Source organism: Nonomuraea sp. ATR24, from assembly GCF_041950485.1.
GTDB lineage: Bacteria > Actinomycetota > Actinomycetes > Streptosporangiales > Streptosporangiaceae > Nonomuraea > Nonomuraea ceibae.
The window spans coordinates 91,603-106,798 of the sequence record NZ_JBGNUU010000003.1; the positions used below are offsets into that span (position 1 = coordinate 91,603).

General features: G+C 73.4%; 15 protein-coding genes. 9 read left to right on the forward strand and 6 right to left on the reverse strand.

Annotated elements, in window-relative coordinates:
* Positions 1-30 precede the first annotated feature (30 nt).
* Together ACBI99_RS08120 and ACBI99_RS08125 are read left to right on the forward strand one after the other, a co-directional pair.
* Positions 31-1,296 carry an MFS transporter gene (locus tag ACBI99_RS08120; RefSeq protein ID WP_219508293.1) on the forward strand — a complete coding sequence of 422 codons (1,266 nt, stop codon included), beginning with the start codon at positions 31-33 and terminating at the stop codon, positions 1,294-1,296.
* A complete protein-coding gene (locus tag ACBI99_RS08125; RefSeq protein WP_246645586.1) occupies positions 1,293-1,952 on the forward strand; it encodes a peptidyl-tRNA hydrolase in 660 nt (219 codons plus the stop codon). Before ACBI99_RS08120 ends, ACBI99_RS08125 begins: the two co-directional genes overlap by 4 nt.
* On the opposite strand, the gene ACBI99_RS08130 is transcribed toward ACBI99_RS08125, so the two are convergent.
* Positions 1,942-2,910 (reverse strand): DUF3616 domain-containing protein, encoded by a 969-nt coding sequence (locus ACBI99_RS08130; protein ID WP_219508294.1) that lies wholly within the window; start codon positions 2,908-2,910, stop codon positions 1,942-1,944. The genes ACBI99_RS08125 and ACBI99_RS08130 overlap by 11 nt on opposite strands.
* Positions 2,911-3,011: 101 nt before the next feature.
* Here ACBI99_RS08130 and ACBI99_RS08135 point away from each other — a divergent pair, with 101 nt between their 5' ends.
* The 6 genes from ACBI99_RS08135 (at position 3,012) to ACBI99_RS08160 (ending at position 9,003) form a co-directional block, all read left to right on the forward strand.
* Positions 3,012-3,854 (forward strand): hypothetical protein, encoded by an 843-nt coding sequence (locus tag ACBI99_RS08135; protein ID WP_357588609.1) that lies wholly within the window; start codon positions 3,012-3,014, stop codon positions 3,852-3,854.
* Positions 3,855-3,890: 36 nt separating this feature from the next.
* Complete coding sequence (gene ftsH, locus ACBI99_RS08140) at positions 3,891-5,801, forward strand: ATP-dependent zinc metalloprotease FtsH (protein ID WP_308125898.1); 1,911 nt, start codon at positions 3,891-3,893, stop codon at positions 5,799-5,801.
* A 69-nt stretch (positions 5,802-5,870) separates the two neighbouring features.
* The gene (locus tag ACBI99_RS08145) at positions 5,871-6,410 is read left to right on the forward strand and encodes a DUF937 domain-containing protein (protein ID WP_219508296.1); all 540 of its coding nucleotides are present in this window, start codon (positions 5,871-5,873) and stop codon (positions 6,408-6,410) included.
* Positions 6,411-6,426: 16 nt separating this feature from the next.
* The gene (locus ACBI99_RS08150) at positions 6,427-7,008 is read left to right on the forward strand and encodes a nucleoside triphosphate pyrophosphatase (RefSeq protein WP_219508297.1); all 582 of its coding nucleotides are present in this window, start codon (positions 6,427-6,429) and stop codon (positions 7,006-7,008) included.
* Between the two features lie 10 nt (positions 7,009-7,018).
* Positions 7,019-7,780, forward strand: coding sequence for an EI24 domain-containing protein (locus tag ACBI99_RS08155; protein ID WP_246645588.1), 762 nt, complete (start codon positions 7,019-7,021; stop codon positions 7,778-7,780).
* Between the two features lie 161 nt (positions 7,781-7,941).
* Positions 7,942-9,003 (forward strand): DUF4192 domain-containing protein, encoded by a 1,062-nt coding sequence (locus ACBI99_RS08160; RefSeq protein ID WP_375072002.1) that lies wholly within the window; start codon positions 7,942-7,944, stop codon positions 9,001-9,003.
* Positions 9,004-9,025: 22 nt separating this feature from the next.
* Here ACBI99_RS08160 and ACBI99_RS08165 read toward each other — a convergent pair whose 3' ends face one another.
* On the reverse strand, positions 9,026-9,370 hold the full coding sequence (locus ACBI99_RS08165) for a hypothetical protein (RefSeq protein WP_375072003.1): 345 nt from the start codon (positions 9,368-9,370) through the stop codon (positions 9,026-9,028).
* A gap of 415 nt (positions 9,371-9,785) precedes the next feature.
* On the opposite strand from ACBI99_RS08165, the gene ACBI99_RS08170 reads away from it, so the two are divergent.
* Positions 9,786-10,370 carry a DUF1707 and DUF4870 domain-containing protein gene (locus ACBI99_RS08170; RefSeq protein WP_219508299.1) on the forward strand — a complete coding sequence of 195 codons (585 nt, stop codon included), beginning with the start codon at positions 9,786-9,788 and terminating at the stop codon, positions 10,368-10,370.
* A 1,330-nt stretch (positions 10,371-11,700) separates the two neighbouring features.
* On the opposite strand, the gene ACBI99_RS08175 is transcribed toward ACBI99_RS08170, so the two are convergent.
* The 4 genes from ACBI99_RS08175 to ACBI99_RS08190 form a co-directional block, all read right to left on the reverse strand.
* Complete coding sequence (locus tag ACBI99_RS08175) at positions 11,701-12,537, reverse strand: NAD(P)H-binding protein (RefSeq protein WP_375072004.1); 837 nt, start codon at positions 12,535-12,537, stop codon at positions 11,701-11,703.
* A gap of 106 nt (positions 12,538-12,643) precedes the next feature.
* Positions 12,644-13,861, reverse strand: a complete 1,218-nt coding sequence (locus ACBI99_RS08180) for an aminopeptidase (RefSeq protein WP_375072005.1) — start codon at positions 13,859-13,861, stop codon at positions 12,644-12,646.
* Positions 13,858-14,412, reverse strand: a complete 555-nt coding sequence (locus tag ACBI99_RS08185) for an ArsR/SmtB family transcription factor (protein WP_375072006.1) — start codon at positions 14,410-14,412, stop codon at positions 13,858-13,860. The genes ACBI99_RS08180 and ACBI99_RS08185 overlap by 4 nt, the downstream gene beginning before the upstream one ends.
* 45 nt (positions 14,413-14,457) lie before the next feature.
* On the reverse strand, positions 14,458-15,045 hold the full coding sequence (locus tag ACBI99_RS08190; RefSeq protein ID WP_357588598.1) for a septal ring lytic transglycosylase RlpA family protein: 588 nt from the start codon (positions 15,043-15,045) through the stop codon (positions 14,458-14,460).
* Between the last annotated feature and the right edge of the window lie 151 nt (positions 15,046-15,196).

Below are 15,196 nucleotides of genomic sequence, written 5' to 3' on the forward strand. Positions count from 1 at the left end.
CCATATCGGCAGTTGTCCAAGGATGGACGCATGACTGTGAGCACCACCCCCACCAGGCGCGTCCGGGTGCACCGGGCCTGGTTCGTCGCGGCCGTCGCGTTCGTCGCCATCCTCGGCGCCGCCGGCTTCCGCGCCACCCCCGGCGTCCTGATCACGCCCCTCCAGGAGGAGTTCGGCTGGGGCAGGGGCGTGATCTCGCTGGCCGTCTCGATCAACCTGGTGCTCTACGGCCTGACCGCGCCGTTCGCCGCCGCGCTGATGGACCGCTTCGGCATGCGCCGCGTCGTCTCGCTGGCGCTGCTGCTCGTCGCCGTGGGCAGCGGGCTCACGGTGCTGATGACCGCGACCTGGCACCTGATGCTGCTGTGGGGCGTGCTCGTCGGGCTCGGCACCGGGTCCATGGCGCTGGTGTTCGCGGCCACGGTGACCGACCGGTGGTTCGTCCGGCACCGCGGGCTCGTCACCGGCGTGCTCACCGCGGCGGGCGCCACCGGGCAGCTCGTCTTCCTGCCCGTGCTCGCCCACCTGGCCCAGGGGCCCGGCTGGCGGGCCGCCTCGCTGGCCGTCGCCGGGTCGGCCCTGGCCGTGGTGCCGTTCGTGTGGTGGCTGCTCCGCGACCGGCCCGAGGACGTGGGCACCACCGCGCTCGGCGCCGACCCGGACGCGCCCCGTACCCCGGCCCCCACCGTGAACGCCGCCGTCCGCGCGCTCACCGTGCTGCGGTCGGCGGCCCGTACGCGTCCGTTCTGGTATCTCGCGGGCGGGTTCGCGATCTGCGGCGCCAGCACGAACGGGCTCGTCAGCACCCACTTCATCCCGGCGGCGCACGACCACGGCATGCCCGAGCCGATGGCCGCCGGGCTGCTGGCCGTGATCGGGATCTTCGACATCGTCGGCACCGTCGCCTCCGGCTGGCTCAGCGACAAGGTGGACCCGCGCATCCTGCTCGGCGTCTACTACGCGCTGCGCGGGCTGTCGCTCATGGTGCTGCCGAGCCTGTTCGCCGCCACCGCCGAGCCCAGCATGCTGATCTTCATCGTGTTCTACGGGCTGGACTGGGTGGCGACCGTGCCGCCCACGGTCGCGCTGTGCCGCAGCGTCTACGGGTCCGACGGGGCCGTGGTGTTCGGCTGGGTGTTCGGCGCGCACCAGGTCGGCGCCGCCATCGCCGCCGTCGGCGCCGGGCTCGCCCGCGACCAGCTCGGCGCGTACGACGTCGCCTGGTACGCCTCCGGCGCCCTCTGCCTCCTGGCCACCGGCATGTCCCTGGCGATCAGGCATAGTAAGGGGCGATGAACGACGCAGAGCTGATGGTCCTGCCCCTCGTGGTCAGGATCGAACGGGCCACGCCCCCCGAGCGCACCGACGCCCTGGAGGCCGCGGCGACGGCCGTGCTGAGCCTGCTCGACGACCCCGGCGAGTGGGCCGCCGAGCTGCATGCTTGGCAGTCCACCGGCAAGATCCGCAAGGTGGTCCGGCGGGCCAGGGGCGCCGAGTGGCGCCGGGCGCTCGCGCTGCCCGGCCGCACGATCGAGCACCGCAGCGCCGAGGTGCGCGTGCACCCGCCGGTGCCGCTCGATGACTGGCCGCGCGACCTGGCCCGGCTGCAGGTGTCCGGCACCGAGCTCGCCGACACGCGCGAGCCCGGCCCGGCCGAGCCGCCGGTCCTGTGGGAGAACGCGCGCCTGGCCATGTCCGCGGGCAAGGCGATGGCGCAGGCCGGGCACGCCGCCCAGCTCGCCTGGTGGGCCAGCGACGACGCCGGGCGGGCGGCCTGGCGCGAGCGCGGCCTGACCGTGTCGGTGCGCGCCGCCGCCCGCGAGCCGTTCGACGCCCTGGCCGCCGCCGGGCTGCCCGTGGTGCGCGACGCCGGGTTCACCGAGATCGAGCCCGGCTCCAGCACGTTCGTCGCCGACGTCCCGTGGCTGCGGGCCGACTCGGCTAGAGCGTGAAGACGTCCGCCAGCACCCCGCCCGCGGGCGTGATCCGCGCCGGTGACGGGCTGTCGTAGACGACCATCAGCCGCCCGTCGTCGAGCAGCGCCAGGCCCTCCGGATGGTCGCAGCCGACCCCGTACGGAAGCTCCAGGACCGTCTCCAGCTCGTCCGCCGGGACCAGGAGCTCGCGCCGGGCGCCGATCCGCCAGCGCACCACCCGCACCGGCCCGTCCAGGTCCATCGTCGGCCCGGCCAGCAGCAGGAGCGAGCCCCGGTCCGGGCACATGTCGCGCACGCCGAGCCCGCCCAGGTCCAGGAAGTGCTTGCGGCACGGCTCGGCCAGGCTCAGCCGGCCCAGGCCCGCCTCCTGCGGCCGCAGCTCCAGCACCACCGCCCAGCCGCGCAGCACCGGCCCGCGCAGTCCCAGGTAGACGCGGCCGGCGGTGACCGCGATGCCCTCCACGTCGAAGCCGTTGTCCTTGCCCGGCAGCGCCAGGAACGGCCCCAGGTGCGGGTCGTCGCGCAGGTGTCCGGTCAGCTCGCGCGGCCCCGACATGATCGCGCCGGGCTGCGGCGCGCCGGTCCGCGGGTCCAGCGGCAGCCGGACGAGGATGAACCGGTTCTCCTCCCGCACCACCGTGGCCAGCCGGGCGGAGGCGCGTCCGGGGTCCTTGGACTTGACCTTCTTGCGCTTGAGCGCGTGCGAGCCGGTCAGCCACAGGAAGCCGTCGGACCTGGCCAGGCCCTCGATGTCGGCCTCGTCGTCCGGCCCGGCGGGCAGGTCCACGTAGTCGGCCAGCCGGTGACCGCGCTGGTCGCCGTAGTGCTCGCCCGTCCACGACAGGTGCTCGAACGTGGCGGTCTCGTCGCCGGCCACCCACAGCCCGTGCGGGCTCTGCCGGATCGCCGACAGGTTCGTGTGCGTCCGGGCGGTCCGGGACGCGAGGTCGAAGCGGAGCTCTACCTGTTCCACGCAGTCATGATGACACTTCGATAGCTTCCGCCACTTAAAGGGCTGTTATGCCGTACGCTCCCGTCGTGCTCGATGGGGAAGACGGGACAGAGGGTGCCCGAGTGAAGACCAAGATCCGGCCTGGCAGCCCTCCGCCCAAACGCTCCCGCATCGGGGACCTGCGCATGGGGGTGGTCTACCGCGGGCTCGCCGTCGTGGCGGTCGTGGCCGTCGCCGCCGTCACCGTGGTGCTCGTCCGCCCCTCCGACCCGGACGAGGCAGGGCAGCGGCCGATCGCCGCGCCATCGGCCGTGCCCGCCTCGTCCGCGCCACCCGCGTCCACCCCGCCGGCCTCGCTCGACCCGGCCCCGACGCCCGTCGCCGTCGACTCCACCCCCACCCCCAAGCCGGGCTCGTCGCTCGCGCCCGGCTACACGGCGATGGAGGCCCTGTACGCCGACGACCGCCTGCCGAGACTGCCTGCCAAGATCCGGCGGCTGAAGCTGCCCGCCCCCGCCAAGCGCCTGCTGAAGGACAAGCGCGCCGGCCTCGCCCTGCCGGACCTCGGCCGCCCCTGGAAGACGTACGGAGCCGCGCCGTTCACCAGCAAGCAGGTGCTGCCCAAGCTGCGCGGCGACAGCAGGCGCGGCATGCTCGTGAGCTGCCCGGTGCCGATCAAGCCGCAGAAGTCCCCCCGCGACACCGCGCTGCTGGCCGCCCGCTGGACGCTCAACCACCACCCCGAGGGCGCCAAGGTCCGCTGGCTGGCCTCCCAGCCGGTCAAGCGCGGCTGGATGCTCGTCTACCAGGTCTCGTACGGCAAGCGCAGCTCGCGGGCGGCGGTCGTGGTGGCCGACAGCGGAATGGCCAAGCCGGGTTTGGCGTTTGTGACAGTGCCTGACTCGCAGCGCAAGAGGTGGCGCGACATCACGCGCGTGGTCTCCGGGGTGCGTGTCCTAGGCTAATTGATCATCATTGCGGCGATTTGGGGGAGTGGCGCCGTGGAAGAACGGACTGGATCGCCGCAGGTGCCGAAGAAGGGCAAGGTCAAGCCGCCCTGGCGGGCCGAAGGGCTGCCCGGCACCCCAGGCGGCCGCCCGAAGATCAACTGGTGGCGGTTCGCCGTCACCCTGCTGGTCGTCTACGCGGCGTTCTTCTTCGTCTCGTCCTTCTTCGACAGCAACCAGGTCGAGACCGTCTCCTACACCGAGTTCACCAAGCAGGTGAACGGCGGGAACGTCAAGGAGATCTACGCCACCGGCCTGTCGGTCGAAGGCCATCTCAAGAGCGCGGCCAAGGACCCCGGCAGCGGCAACCAGTCCTATACGGACTTCCGCACCGAGATCCCCACCTTCGCCAACACCGACCAGCTCTCGCAGCAGCTCAACGCGGCAGGCGTGGAGATCAAGGCCGAGCCGCTCACCTCGGGCCGCGGCTTCTTCCTCAACCTCCTGCTGTCGCTGCTGCCCGTGCTGCTGCTGGCCGGGCTGTGGATCTGGATCATGCGCCGCGGCGCCAGCATGATGGGCGGCGGCGGGCTCGGCGGCCTCGGCAAGTCGAAGGCGGCCAAACCCCTCGAAGCGGGGCAGGTGCGGGTCACGTTCGAGGACGTGGCGGGCATCGACGAGGTGGAGAACGAGCTCGTCGAGATCGTCGACTACCTCAAGGACCCCGACAAGTACCGCAGGCTCGGCGCCAAGCTGCCCAAGGGCGTGCTGCTCGCCGGCCCGCCCGGCACCGGCAAGACGCTGCTCGCGCGGGCCGTCGCCGGCGAGGCCAAGGTGCCCTACTTCTCGGCCAGCGCGTCCGAGTTCATCGAGATGATCGTCGGCGTCGGCGCGTCCCGGGTCCGCGACCTGTTCGAGGAGGCGCGCAAGGTCGCCCCGTCGATCGTGTTCATCGACGAGATCGACGCCATCGGCCGGGCGCGCGGCGGCGCGGGCGGCATCGGCGGCCACGACGAGCGCGAGCAGACGCTCAACCAGATCCTCACCGAGATGGACGGCTTCTCCGGCGCCGAAGGCGTCATCGTCATCGGCGCCACCAACCGGCCCGAGGTCCTCGACCCGGCCCTGCTGCGGCCCGGCCGCTTCGACCGCACCGTCCAGGTCGGCCTGCCCGACCAGGCCGGCCGCACCGCCATCCTCGGCGTCCACAGCAGGGGGGTGCCGCTCGACGGCGCCGTCAGCCTCGACCAGCTCGCCAAGACCACGCCCGGCATGACCGGCGCCGACCTGGCCAACCTCGTCAACGAGGCGGCCCTGCTCGCCGCCAAGCGCGGCAAGGAGAAGGTCGGCATGGCCGACTTCGCCGACGCGCTGGAGAAGCTCCAGCTCGGCGCCGCCCGCAGCATCGTCATGCCCGAGGACGAGCGCACCCGCACCGCCTACCACGAGGCCGGGCACGCCCTGCTCGGCATGCTCCAGCCCGGCGCCGACCCGGTCAGGAAGATCTCCATCATCCCGCGCGGCCGGGCGCTCGGCGTCACGCTGTCCACCCCCGACACCGACCGCTACGCCTACGACGAGAAGTACCTGCGCGGCCGCATCACCGGCGCGCTCGGCGGCATGGCGGCCGAGGACGTCATCTACGGCGTCATCACCACCGGCGCCGAGAACGACCTGGAGCAGGTCACCATGATCGCCCGCGGCATGGTCGGCCGCTGGGGCATGTCGGCCAAGGTCGGCCCGCTCACCATCCTGCCCAGCGACGGCCAGCCGCAGGCGTCGCCCGCCACCCTCGCCATCGTCGACGAGGAGGCGCGGCGGATCGTGGACGAGTGCTACGCCGACGCCGTGCGCATCCTGCGCGAGAACCGCGACAAGCTCGAAGGCATCGTCGCCGCCCTGCTGGAGCACGAGACCCTCGACGAGGCCACCGCCTACGGAGCCGCCGGTTTGGCCAAAAGTTAGCGAGGGGCCGACGTAGGCTCGGCCCGCGCCGGGGAACGACCATCGGAACGACGATCGGGAGGACTTGGCGTGACTCTGACGGACCAGCTCGTCGCCGAGCTCGGCGATCCCGGCCTGGAGCAGCTCGCCGGGATGCTCGGCACCGACCCGGCCACGGTCCGCGAGGTCCTCAGGGCGGCGACCGGCGTCGTCGTCGCCGGCATGGTCCGCAGCTCCGAGCACCCCGACGGCGCCGAGGCGCTGCGCGGCGCGCTCGACGACCACGTCGATGCCGACCCCTTCAACGGCGACGTCGCCACCCTGGCCCGCGACGGGCAGAACATCCTCGCCCACGTCCTCGGCGGCCAGGGCGCCGACCACGCCGCCGACGCGCTCGCCGACCTGACCGGCCTCGACTCCGCCGCCCTGGTCAAGGTGCTGCTCCTGCTCGCCCCCATGGTCATGTCACTGCTCGCCGACCGCGCCGAACGCGCCGGCATGAGCACCCAGGACATGACCGCCGAACTCCGCCGCGAGCGCGCCGCCGTCCCCGCCGCCCTCGAACCCCTGCTCGCCGACCTCCTCGGCGCCCCGTCCTCGCCCACGCGGTCGCCGCACGCCGAATGGTGACCGGTAGGCTGACCCGGTGATCGTTCTGGCCTCAGCTTCTGCCGCCCGCCTGGCCCTGCTGCGCAGCGCCGGACTCGACCCCAAGGTGATCGTGAGCGGGGTCGACGAAGAGGCGTTCACCGCCCACACCCCCGCCGCCCTCGCCCTCGTGCTGGCCAAGGCCAAGGCCACCGCCGTCGCCGAACGGCTGGACGAAGGGCTGGTCATCGGCTGCGACTCCATCCTGGAGCTCGACGGCCGCCCCTACGGCAAGCCCGCCTCCGCCGAGGAGGTCGCCGAGCGCTGGCGGATCATGCGCGGGCGCACCGGCAGGCTCGTCACCGGCCACTGCGTCATCGACGTCGCCGCCGGCCGACAGGCCGCCGAGACCGCCACCACCGTCGTCCACTTCGGCCAGCCCACCGAAGAGGAGATCGCCGCTTACGCCGAGACCGGCGAGCCGCTCAACCTCGCCGGCGCGTTCAGCATCGAAGGACGCGGCGGCTGGTTCGTCGACGGCATCGAAGGCGACCACGGCAACGTGCTCGGCCTGTCGCTGCCGCTGCTGCGCCGCCTGCTCGACGAGCTCGGCTACGCGGTCACGCCGCTCTGGCGCTAGCGTTTGCGACATGCGATCAATGCGCGACTTCGCCGCCGGCGTCGGCTTCTTCCTGCAAGGCGTGGGCTGGGTCGCCAGAAACGGGCGGTGGTGGCTGTTCGGGCTCATCCCGGCGCTCATCGCGTTCGCCGTCTACGTGGCGGCGCTGTACCTTCTCGGCACCAACGCCGGCACGCTGGCGGAGTTCCTGACGCCGTTCGCCGACACCTGGTCGTGGCGTGAGGCGTTCCGCACCGCGATCGCCGTCGCGCTCTTCCTCGGCGGGCTCGCCCTGGCCGTGCTCACGTTCACCGCGCTGACGCTGGCCATCGGGGAGCCGTTCTACGAGAAGCTGTCGGCCGCCGCCGACCCGCTGCCCGACGCCGAGGAGCAGCCCTGGTGGCGCACGCTGCCGCGCTCCATCCGCGACAGCCTCGTCACGCTGGGATACGTGCTGCTGTTCACGATCCCGCTGTTCTTCCTCGGGTTCGTGCCGGTGATCGGGCAGACCGTGGTGCCGGTGGTGGGGGCGGCGGTGTCCGGGTTCTTCCTCACCGTCGAGCTGACCACGCTGGCGCTGGAGCGGCGCGGGCTCGTCAGGAAGCAGCGGTTCGCGCTGCTGCGGGGCAGCAAGGCGGCGTCGCTCGGGTTCGGGGTGGTGGTGTTCGTGCTGTTCCTGGTGCCGTTCGTGGCGGTGATCGCGATGCCGGCGGCGGTGGCGGGCGCGGCCCTGCTGGTCAGGCACCGCCTCGCCCCCGGCACGCCTACCACCCCGCCCCCGGCCCACCCGTGAGCGAGCTGTAGCACCTTGTCCGCAGGGCGCCCTTGCCGTTTGTTCACCGGGGTGCCCTCGCCACGCCGCTTGTCCACAGGCCGCACCCCCGCTGTGCCGCCTGTCCACAGAACCCGTTCCACCGGCCTCCCGCGCCCCTCGTCCCCGGCATCCTCCATGCCATGACGACGAACACCTCCGAGCCCTGCCTCACCCTGACCAGCCCCGCCGACATCCTGGCCGCCGTGCCCTACCTGGTCGGCTTCCACCCGGCCGACAGCCTCATCGTGCTCGGCATCGCCCAGGGCCAGGCCAAGGTCGCCGCCCGCTGGGGGCTGCCGTTCCCGCCCGGCACCCTCGACCCCCTGGCGGCGCTGATCGCCCGCGAGAAGCTGGCCCAGGTCGTCGTGGTCGGCTACGGCCCGGGTGAGCGCGTCACCCCGGCCGTCGACGAGGCCAGGGCCGTGGCGGCGAGGGCGGGCGTGGAGGTCGCCGAGGCCATGCGCGCCGACGGCGGCCGCTACTGGTCCTACGTCTGCGACAGCACCCGCTGCTGCCCACCCGAAGGCACCCCCTACGACCCGACGTCGAGCCGCGTCGCCGCCGAGGCGACCGTGCGCGGCCTGGTCGCCCTCCCCGACCGCCAGACCCTCGAACGCACCCTCGCCCCGGTCACCGGCCCCGTCCGGATGGCGATGCGCCGGGCGACCTCAGCCGCCGTCGCCGAGCTGACCAGCGGGCTCGCGGCAGACCCCGACCCCGACGCGTACGCCCGCCGCTTCGTGACCGGCGGCCTGGCCCGGCTCCACGCCGCCCTCGCACGCGGCGACTGGCTCAGCGACGCCGACGCCTCCCGGCTCGGCCTCGACCTGGCCGTCATCCGGGTGCGCGACGAGGCGTGGACGCTGATGGACGGCTCCCACGCCGCCCTCTGGAAGGACCTCACCCGCCGCCTGGAGCCCCGCTACGTGCCGCCGGCGGCCACGCTGCTGGCGATGGCGGCCTGGCGGGCGGGCGACAGCATCACCGCCACCATCGCCCTCGAACGCGCCCTGAAGGCCGACCCGCACTACTCGATGGCCAACCTGCTCATGCACGCCCTGCAGAACCTGCTCTCACCCGGCATGGTCGACGCCCGCCTCCCGACGCCGGCGGAGCTCGACACGGCGATGGGCGAGCCTCACATCGGCTGGCTCGTCCCCCTGCTCGCCACCCTCGACGACGGCGACCAGGCCTGCGCCTGAGCCGCTCGGAAGTGGTTGCGGGTCAGAGCCCGCCCTCCTCGCGCCGCCGCCGCTCGTTGTAGGCCCGCATCCGGGCCGGATACCCGGTCAGCTGCACGTCGTAGACCGGGAGGGCGAGGTCACGTGCCACCTTGTGGATCACGGCGGGCGAGCCGACCCGGCGCCGCGTCCACTCCCCGTCGTCGGCGACGGCCACGGCGGTGGTGTCGGTCGCGAACGTCTCGGGCTCGACGTAGAACTCCACGCCGCGCCGCGACCGGGCGAAGGCGATCAGCGCTTCGATGTCGGCGTCGGTCGCCTCACGATCGAACTTAGCGATCTTCGGGCCGCGCCGCCGCCGGAGGCCGTAGCGGTCTCGCCATCTCATGCATCCTTTTTATACCGTCAAGTGGTACTAGTGCGCATGCCAAGCGTTGCCCCACCCCCGCGAAAAGCGCCCATTCCCGCCATCCGCCCAGCTCAAGCCCCGATCCAGCCCCTCCGCATTAACCAAATTGCCTGCCACGATCCCCTCGCCGGATGACGATTTCCGAAGCCCCGTTTCTTGCGCCCACCCCGAATATCACCCCCAAACACCGCCACCCCGAAGACCATTCGCCCACACAGGACGAATCCGGTCACCCATCACCCTGAATCCCGGGGCCGCGATCTCGGGGATGCCTCGGGGTATCACCCGATGCCACGACCGGCCGCCGTGACGCAGTATGTGAGGAGACCGTCAGCGCTGCGGCCGGCAGGTTCCGGCGAGGGGGCGGCGCTACCGAAGGAGAGGCATGGGCGTTATGGCTGGGGTACCGACACCCCCGGGGCAGCTGCCGCCGGCTCATCTGCGCGTCACCAACGAGGACCGCGAACACGTCGTCGAGCACGTCAAGGCCGCCTACAGCGAGGGCCGCTTCGACAAGCTCGAGTTCGACGAGCGGCTGGAGCGCGCGATGACGGCACGCACGCACGGCGACCTGATGCCCATCATGACGGAGCTCTACGGCGCCAACGCCGTGCCCCGCCTGGCCGCGCCCCCGCGCATGCCCGCCGCCCGCCCGGAGGCCCCGCCGGAGAGCAACGAGCGCCTCGGCGCCTCCGCCGCCCACCTGCTGGCCCTCGTCGGCTTCCCCATCCTGGGCCCGCTCGTCCTGCTCCTCACCGGCGGCAAGACGTCCCCGTACATCCGACGCCACGCCATGGAGGCGCTCAACTTCCACCTGACGGTCACGGGCGCCACGTTCCTGCTGCCCTTCACCGTCATCGGCGTCGTGCTCCTGCCGTTCATCTGGGTGGGCGCCGTCATCCTCTCCATCGTCGGCGGCGTCTCCGCCCTCTCCGAAGGCACCTTCCGCTACCCCTTGACCCTCCGCCTGATCAAGTAGCCCACACTCCGCCACCCCGAGGCCCCTGGCCCCACCACCGACCCCCCAACCGCCGCCACCCGGCTGCCAGCCCGCGCCCCCGCTGCCCACAACGGCCCCGGCCGGCGGCATCCTGGGTGAGCAGTTCGCGGTTGGGGAACTACGGTCGCCTGCCTGCTCGCGGTTGGGCCCTGCGATCGCCGGTCAGTCCGCGATATCGCAGCCCGCAGCGCCTCCCTCTGGCACCTCGTAGCCGTACCCGGTCCCAGCATCGGGCGTGCCACACCACGGCTCACGCTGCCTCGCCTTCGCGGCACCACCGCTCACGACGTCTCGGCTTCCGGGCCCGCGGCACCGCGCGGGCCCGGCGTCCCACGCTGCGCGCACCTGCACCTGCCCTACACACCCGCGCGCCCCTGTCCCGAGCGCCGCCCGCCGAGCGCCCGCCCGCGCTTCCCACCCCGCACCCCTGTGGCTCGCTCCGCGCACGCGCACCCGCGCTAGGTGCGCAGCACGGCCGCGCACATGCGCCCTTAGGTGCGTGCGCGCCCGCACTGGCGTACCAAGTTCCCGCCCCACGCTCCGCGCGCCTGCGCCCGCACCCCGTACTGGGCCCGCCTGGGCTCGCGCCCGCACCCCGTGCGCCTGCGCCAGAACCCCGCATGCCGCGCGGCACACTCCCCGCACCCGCACCCGCACCCGCACCCGCACCCGCACCCGCACCCGCGCGTCGGCTGCCTCGTCCTCGCGGCTGCACTAGCACGGCGCTCCCCGCCCTGCGGCGTTCCGCGCCTCCGCCTCCTGCGCTGCGTTCGCGTCCCGCCGTGACCTCGTCCCGTGGGTCGGGCCCGGAACGCGCGGTCCACGGGCGGTGCGGGCAAGTCCGGAGGCAGTGGTGCGCCCGTTTGCGAGGGCGGTGCGCCCGCGCTGGGGCCTTCCGTGCCCCAGGACGGCCACGACGGTCGGGACGGCCACAACGGCCACGACGGCCAGGGCACCAGGATGGTCGGGCCAGCGGGGCGGGCGGGTGTCGGGGTCACCGGGGCCGGTGGGGCCAGCGGGGTGGCCGAGGGTAGCCCGGCGCGGCCGGGGCCAGCAGTGTGCCCCTGAATGCGGGCACGGGCTGCCCTGGTGCAGCGGGCTCCGTGGTCTAGGGGCGGGGAGGTCAGGGGGTGCCGGGGTGGGCGGGGTGGTGAGGAGGCCAAGGGACAGCGGGAAGGCAAGGGGGCGAGAAGGCAAGGGGGCGGGGAGGCAGGGGACGGCCGGGAGGGTAAGGGACGGGGAGGCGAGGGACGGCGGGGCAAGGGACAGCGGGGGCAAGGGCCAGCAGGGCGGGAAGGACGGTGGGAGGTCAGGGGGAGGTGGGGAGGAAGGCCGTGGCGTGGGATTGGGCCCACTGGTGGAAGGTGCGGGGTGGGCGGCCGGTTACCGTTTCGACGTCGGGGTGGACGATCGATTCGTCCAAGGTGCCGGTGACGTAGAAGTCGAAGAAGGCGTCCACGTACTCCTCCGGCGTGGTGCGCAGCATCTCGGCGCGGGCCTCGTCGTCGGGCAGGGCGTGGGCGGTGAGGTCGCGGCCGAGTACGGTGCCGAGGATGCGGACCCGGTCGGCGGGCAGCAGCGGTTCGGGCCCGGTCGGCTGGTAGACGCGCTCGGCGTGGCCGTCGTCCAGCAAGGCGCGCACCGCCACGGCGGCGATGTCGGCCGGGTCGACGACCGCTTGGCGGACGCCCGCGAACGGGACCCGTACGACGTCGCCCGCGGCGAGCTGCGGCAGCCACTGGAAGGCGTTGGACATGAACGCGCTGGGCCGCAGGAAGGTCCAGGCCAGCCCGGACTCCCGTACGACGCGTTCGGACTCGGCCATGTAGCGGGTGATGGCGTTGGCAGGGTCGCCGAGGGCGGCGGAGCCGCCTGACAGCAGCACCACGCGCTGGACGCCGGCCTGGCGTGCGGCGGCCAGGAGGGCGGGCGCGCCGGGGTAGCCGGGCAGCAGGAAGAGCGCGCGGGCGCCGTCGAGCGCGGGGCGCAGGGACTCCGGCTCGGTGAGGTCGCCGGTGACCCATTCGACGCCGGGCTCGGGGGCCCGGTGGGAGCGGGTGACCGCGCGTACGGGGGCGCCTTCGGCGGCGAGCGCGCGCACCACCTCGCCGCCGACGTTGCCTGTGGCGCCGGTTACCAGGATCATGACGTCTCCTCTTGCCGGGAACTGCATGACACGGGGGACATCCTGGTACGGGACCGGCTCGGAGATCCAATACCTGCTCCCATAGCCGGTGGCTATGGCGGAGCGGTCAGATCTGCCAGGCGTCGTCGCGCAGCAGCTCGACGGTGGTGCCGTCGTGGGTGATGCCGGTGACGGTGACGTCGGGGCCGCCGACCATGAAGTCGACGTGCACGGCGGAGACGTTGATCCCGGCTGCCGCGCGTTCGGCGGGGGCGAGGTCGCGCAGGTGGACGGGCACGCCGGGCGGCAGCCCAGCGCCCCAGGCCAGGTGGCAGGTGGCGTTCTCGTCCAGCAGCGTCTCCAGGTACGTGACGCCGGACTGCCCCACCGGCGAGGAGCCGTCGACGAGCGCCAGTTCGCCGAGCCTGGCGGCGCCCGGGTCGGTGGCCTGGTGGGTGCGTACGACGTCGGCGCCGGAGGTGGCGCGCACCTCGGTCACGACGCCGCCGGCGAAGGTCAGCTCCAGGTCGCGGATGAGGCTGCCGTCGAGCGAGAGCGGGCGGGTCGAGCGGACGGTGCCTTCCACGCGCCGGTGGTCGGGCGTGGTGAACACCTCCTCGGTGGGCAGGTTCGCCTGGAACGCGTGGCCCTGGACCGATTCCAGCCGGGCGGCGGTCCAGTGCGCGCCGGGCAGCAGGCCGACGGTCAGGTCGGTGCCGGGGCCCTGGAAGCGTACGGCGTCCAGGCGCAGGGAGGTGAGCGTGGCGGCCCGGTCGAGCAGTTCGGCGATCCGCTGCTTCCAGGCGGCGACGGGGTCCGGGTGGTCGAGGCGCAGGATGGGGCGCAGGCACTCCCACAGCCGGGTCACGTCCGGCTCGCCGAAGATCGCGCGGGCCCACTCGGCGGTCGGGCAGGGCACGATGACCCAGCGGACCAGGTTCTCCAGTTGCAGCCGCTGCCTGGAGATCAGGTGCGGCATGCGGTCCAGGCCGGCGCGGACCTGGTCCTGCCCGGCGAGCAGGTCGGGGGCGGCGGCGCCGCGCAGGTTGAGCAGGACGCCGCACTGCCGGGCCAGCTCCTCGTTGCGGGCGTCGAGCCAGGCCGGGACCTCGCCCAGCGTCCCGTCGCCGGCGTGACGGACGCGGGAGAGCTTGGCGTACGGGTCGAAGTACCAGATGTCGACATAGCGGGCGCCCCGGGCGTAGGCGGCCTCGGTGAGGGCGCGGGCCAGCGGGGCGTGCTCGATCTCGGCGTTGATCAGCACCAGGTCGCCGGCCGTGATCGGGGCGGCGACGTCGAGCACCACGTCGGCGTAACGGGACAGCTCGGCGGCGGGAACGGTCATGGCGTGCTCCTGGGGGGACGGCCGGCGGGAAGGGTGCCCGGGAGTTCGAGGAGCAGCGCGGTCATGCTGACCTTGACCCGGTCGCCGGACCGGGGCGGGCCCGCCTTGCCGTGGACCAGGGCGACGGCCTGGTCGATCAGGCCCACGACCTCTTCCCAGACCTCCCGGTCGAGCCACACCTCGGCGTCCATCGACAGGCGCTGCTCGGTGGCCTCGGCCAGCCGCCGCGACAGGTCGGCGCTCAGCGCCTCGTGCAGCAGGCGGCGGCCGTCGGCGCGGTCGAGCCGGGCGGCGCTGGAGGGGTCGTAGCGGTAGCGGCGGGGCGGGCGCCCCTTGCCCTCGCGGGGCTGCTGCTCGTCCACCCGTTCCAGGAACCCGGCGTCGGCGAGCTGGCGCAGGTGGTAGCTGGCCGAGGCGTGCGCGATGCCGAGCTCGTCCGCGACCTCGGCGGCCGACAGCGAGGCGCCGGTCAGCAGGGACACGATGCGGATCCGGAGCGGGTTGGCCAGGGCCCGCAACGGGACGAGACCCTGGTCCGTTTCCCAAGACATGTTGGGATTATGGCATTTCCCAACGAGTCTTGGGAATATCTCGCGTCAGCGGGCCAGGACCTCGTACGTGACGCGCATGTGGCCGGCGTTCGTGTTGCCGATCCGGGCGAAGGCGGCCCGGGACAGGTCCAGGCAGCGCCCGCCGATGTACGGGCCGCGGTCGTTGATGCGCACCGTGACCGACTTGCCGGTGGACGGGTTCGTGACGCGGACCTTGCTACCGAGCTTCAGGGTCTTGTGGGCGGCCGTCATGGCCGACGGGTCGAAGCGCTCGCCGCTGGCCGTCATCTGCGGCTCGTGGTAGAACGACGCGCCGCAGGAGCCCGAGGAGATCACGCGGGGCTTCCTGGCAGCGGCCTTCCGCGCCGCCGTCGCCGATCTGGTGGGTTTGGCGGAGGCGGAGGCGGAGGCCGAAGGGGAGGGGGAGGTGGTGGTGGGGGCGGGGGCCGCGCCGAGAGCCGGGGCGTCGTCGGCCGGAGCCGGGGTGCCGGAAGGGGTGCCGGTAGCGGGGCCGGTGGGGGCGTCGGCGGGGGAGAGGGCGGTGGGCTGCTTGTGCGAGTCGTCGTGGGAGACGGCGGCCCAGGCGGTGGTGGAGGCGACGGCGATGACGGCAGCCCCTGCCGCGACGGCCACCCAGCGGCGCCTGGCGGGGGACGTACGGCTGGAAGGGGGTTGGGGGAGGTTGTGCTGGCCCAAGGTAAACCACGGTCCTCGGTAGGGGAAGGGGCACGGAAAGGCCAGAACCGGGGCAGATGGGGGCGCACGTCGGCCGATCCACGGGCGG

Excerpts from the sequence above, each read along its gene's own strand:
- ACBI99_RS08120 (WP_219508293.1), top strand. The coding sequence starts at position 31 with ATGACTGTGAGCACCACCCCCACCAGGCGCGTCCGGGTGCACCGGGCC.
- ACBI99_RS08125 (WP_246645586.1), top strand. The coding sequence starts at position 1,293 with ATGAACGACGCAGAGCTGATGGTCCTGCCCCTCGTGGTCAGGATCGAA.
- ACBI99_RS08155 (WP_246645588.1), top strand. The coding sequence starts at position 7,019 with ATGCGATCAATGCGCGACTTCGCCGCCGGCGTCGGCTTCTTCCTGCAA.
- ACBI99_RS08160 (WP_375072002.1), top strand. The coding sequence starts at position 7,942 with ATGACGACGAACACCTCCGAGCCCTGCCTCACCCTGACCAGCCCCGCC.
- ACBI99_RS08165 (WP_375072003.1), bottom strand. The coding sequence starts at position 9,370 with ATGAGATGGCGAGACCGCTACGGCCTCCGGCGGCGGCGCGGCCCGAAG.
- ACBI99_RS08170 (WP_219508299.1), top strand. The coding sequence starts at position 9,786 with ATGGCTGGGGTACCGACACCCCCGGGGCAGCTGCCGCCGGCTCATCTG.
- ACBI99_RS08175 (WP_375072004.1), bottom strand. The coding sequence starts at position 12,537 with ATGATCCTGGTAACCGGCGCCACAGGCAACGTCGGCGGCGAGGTGGTG.
- ACBI99_RS08180 (WP_375072005.1), bottom strand. The coding sequence starts at position 13,861 with ATGACCGTTCCCGCCGCCGAGCTGTCCCGTTACGCCGACGTGGTGCTC.
- ACBI99_RS08185 (WP_375072006.1), bottom strand. The coding sequence starts at position 14,412 with ATGTCTTGGGAAACGGACCAGGGTCTCGTCCCGTTGCGGGCCCTGGCC.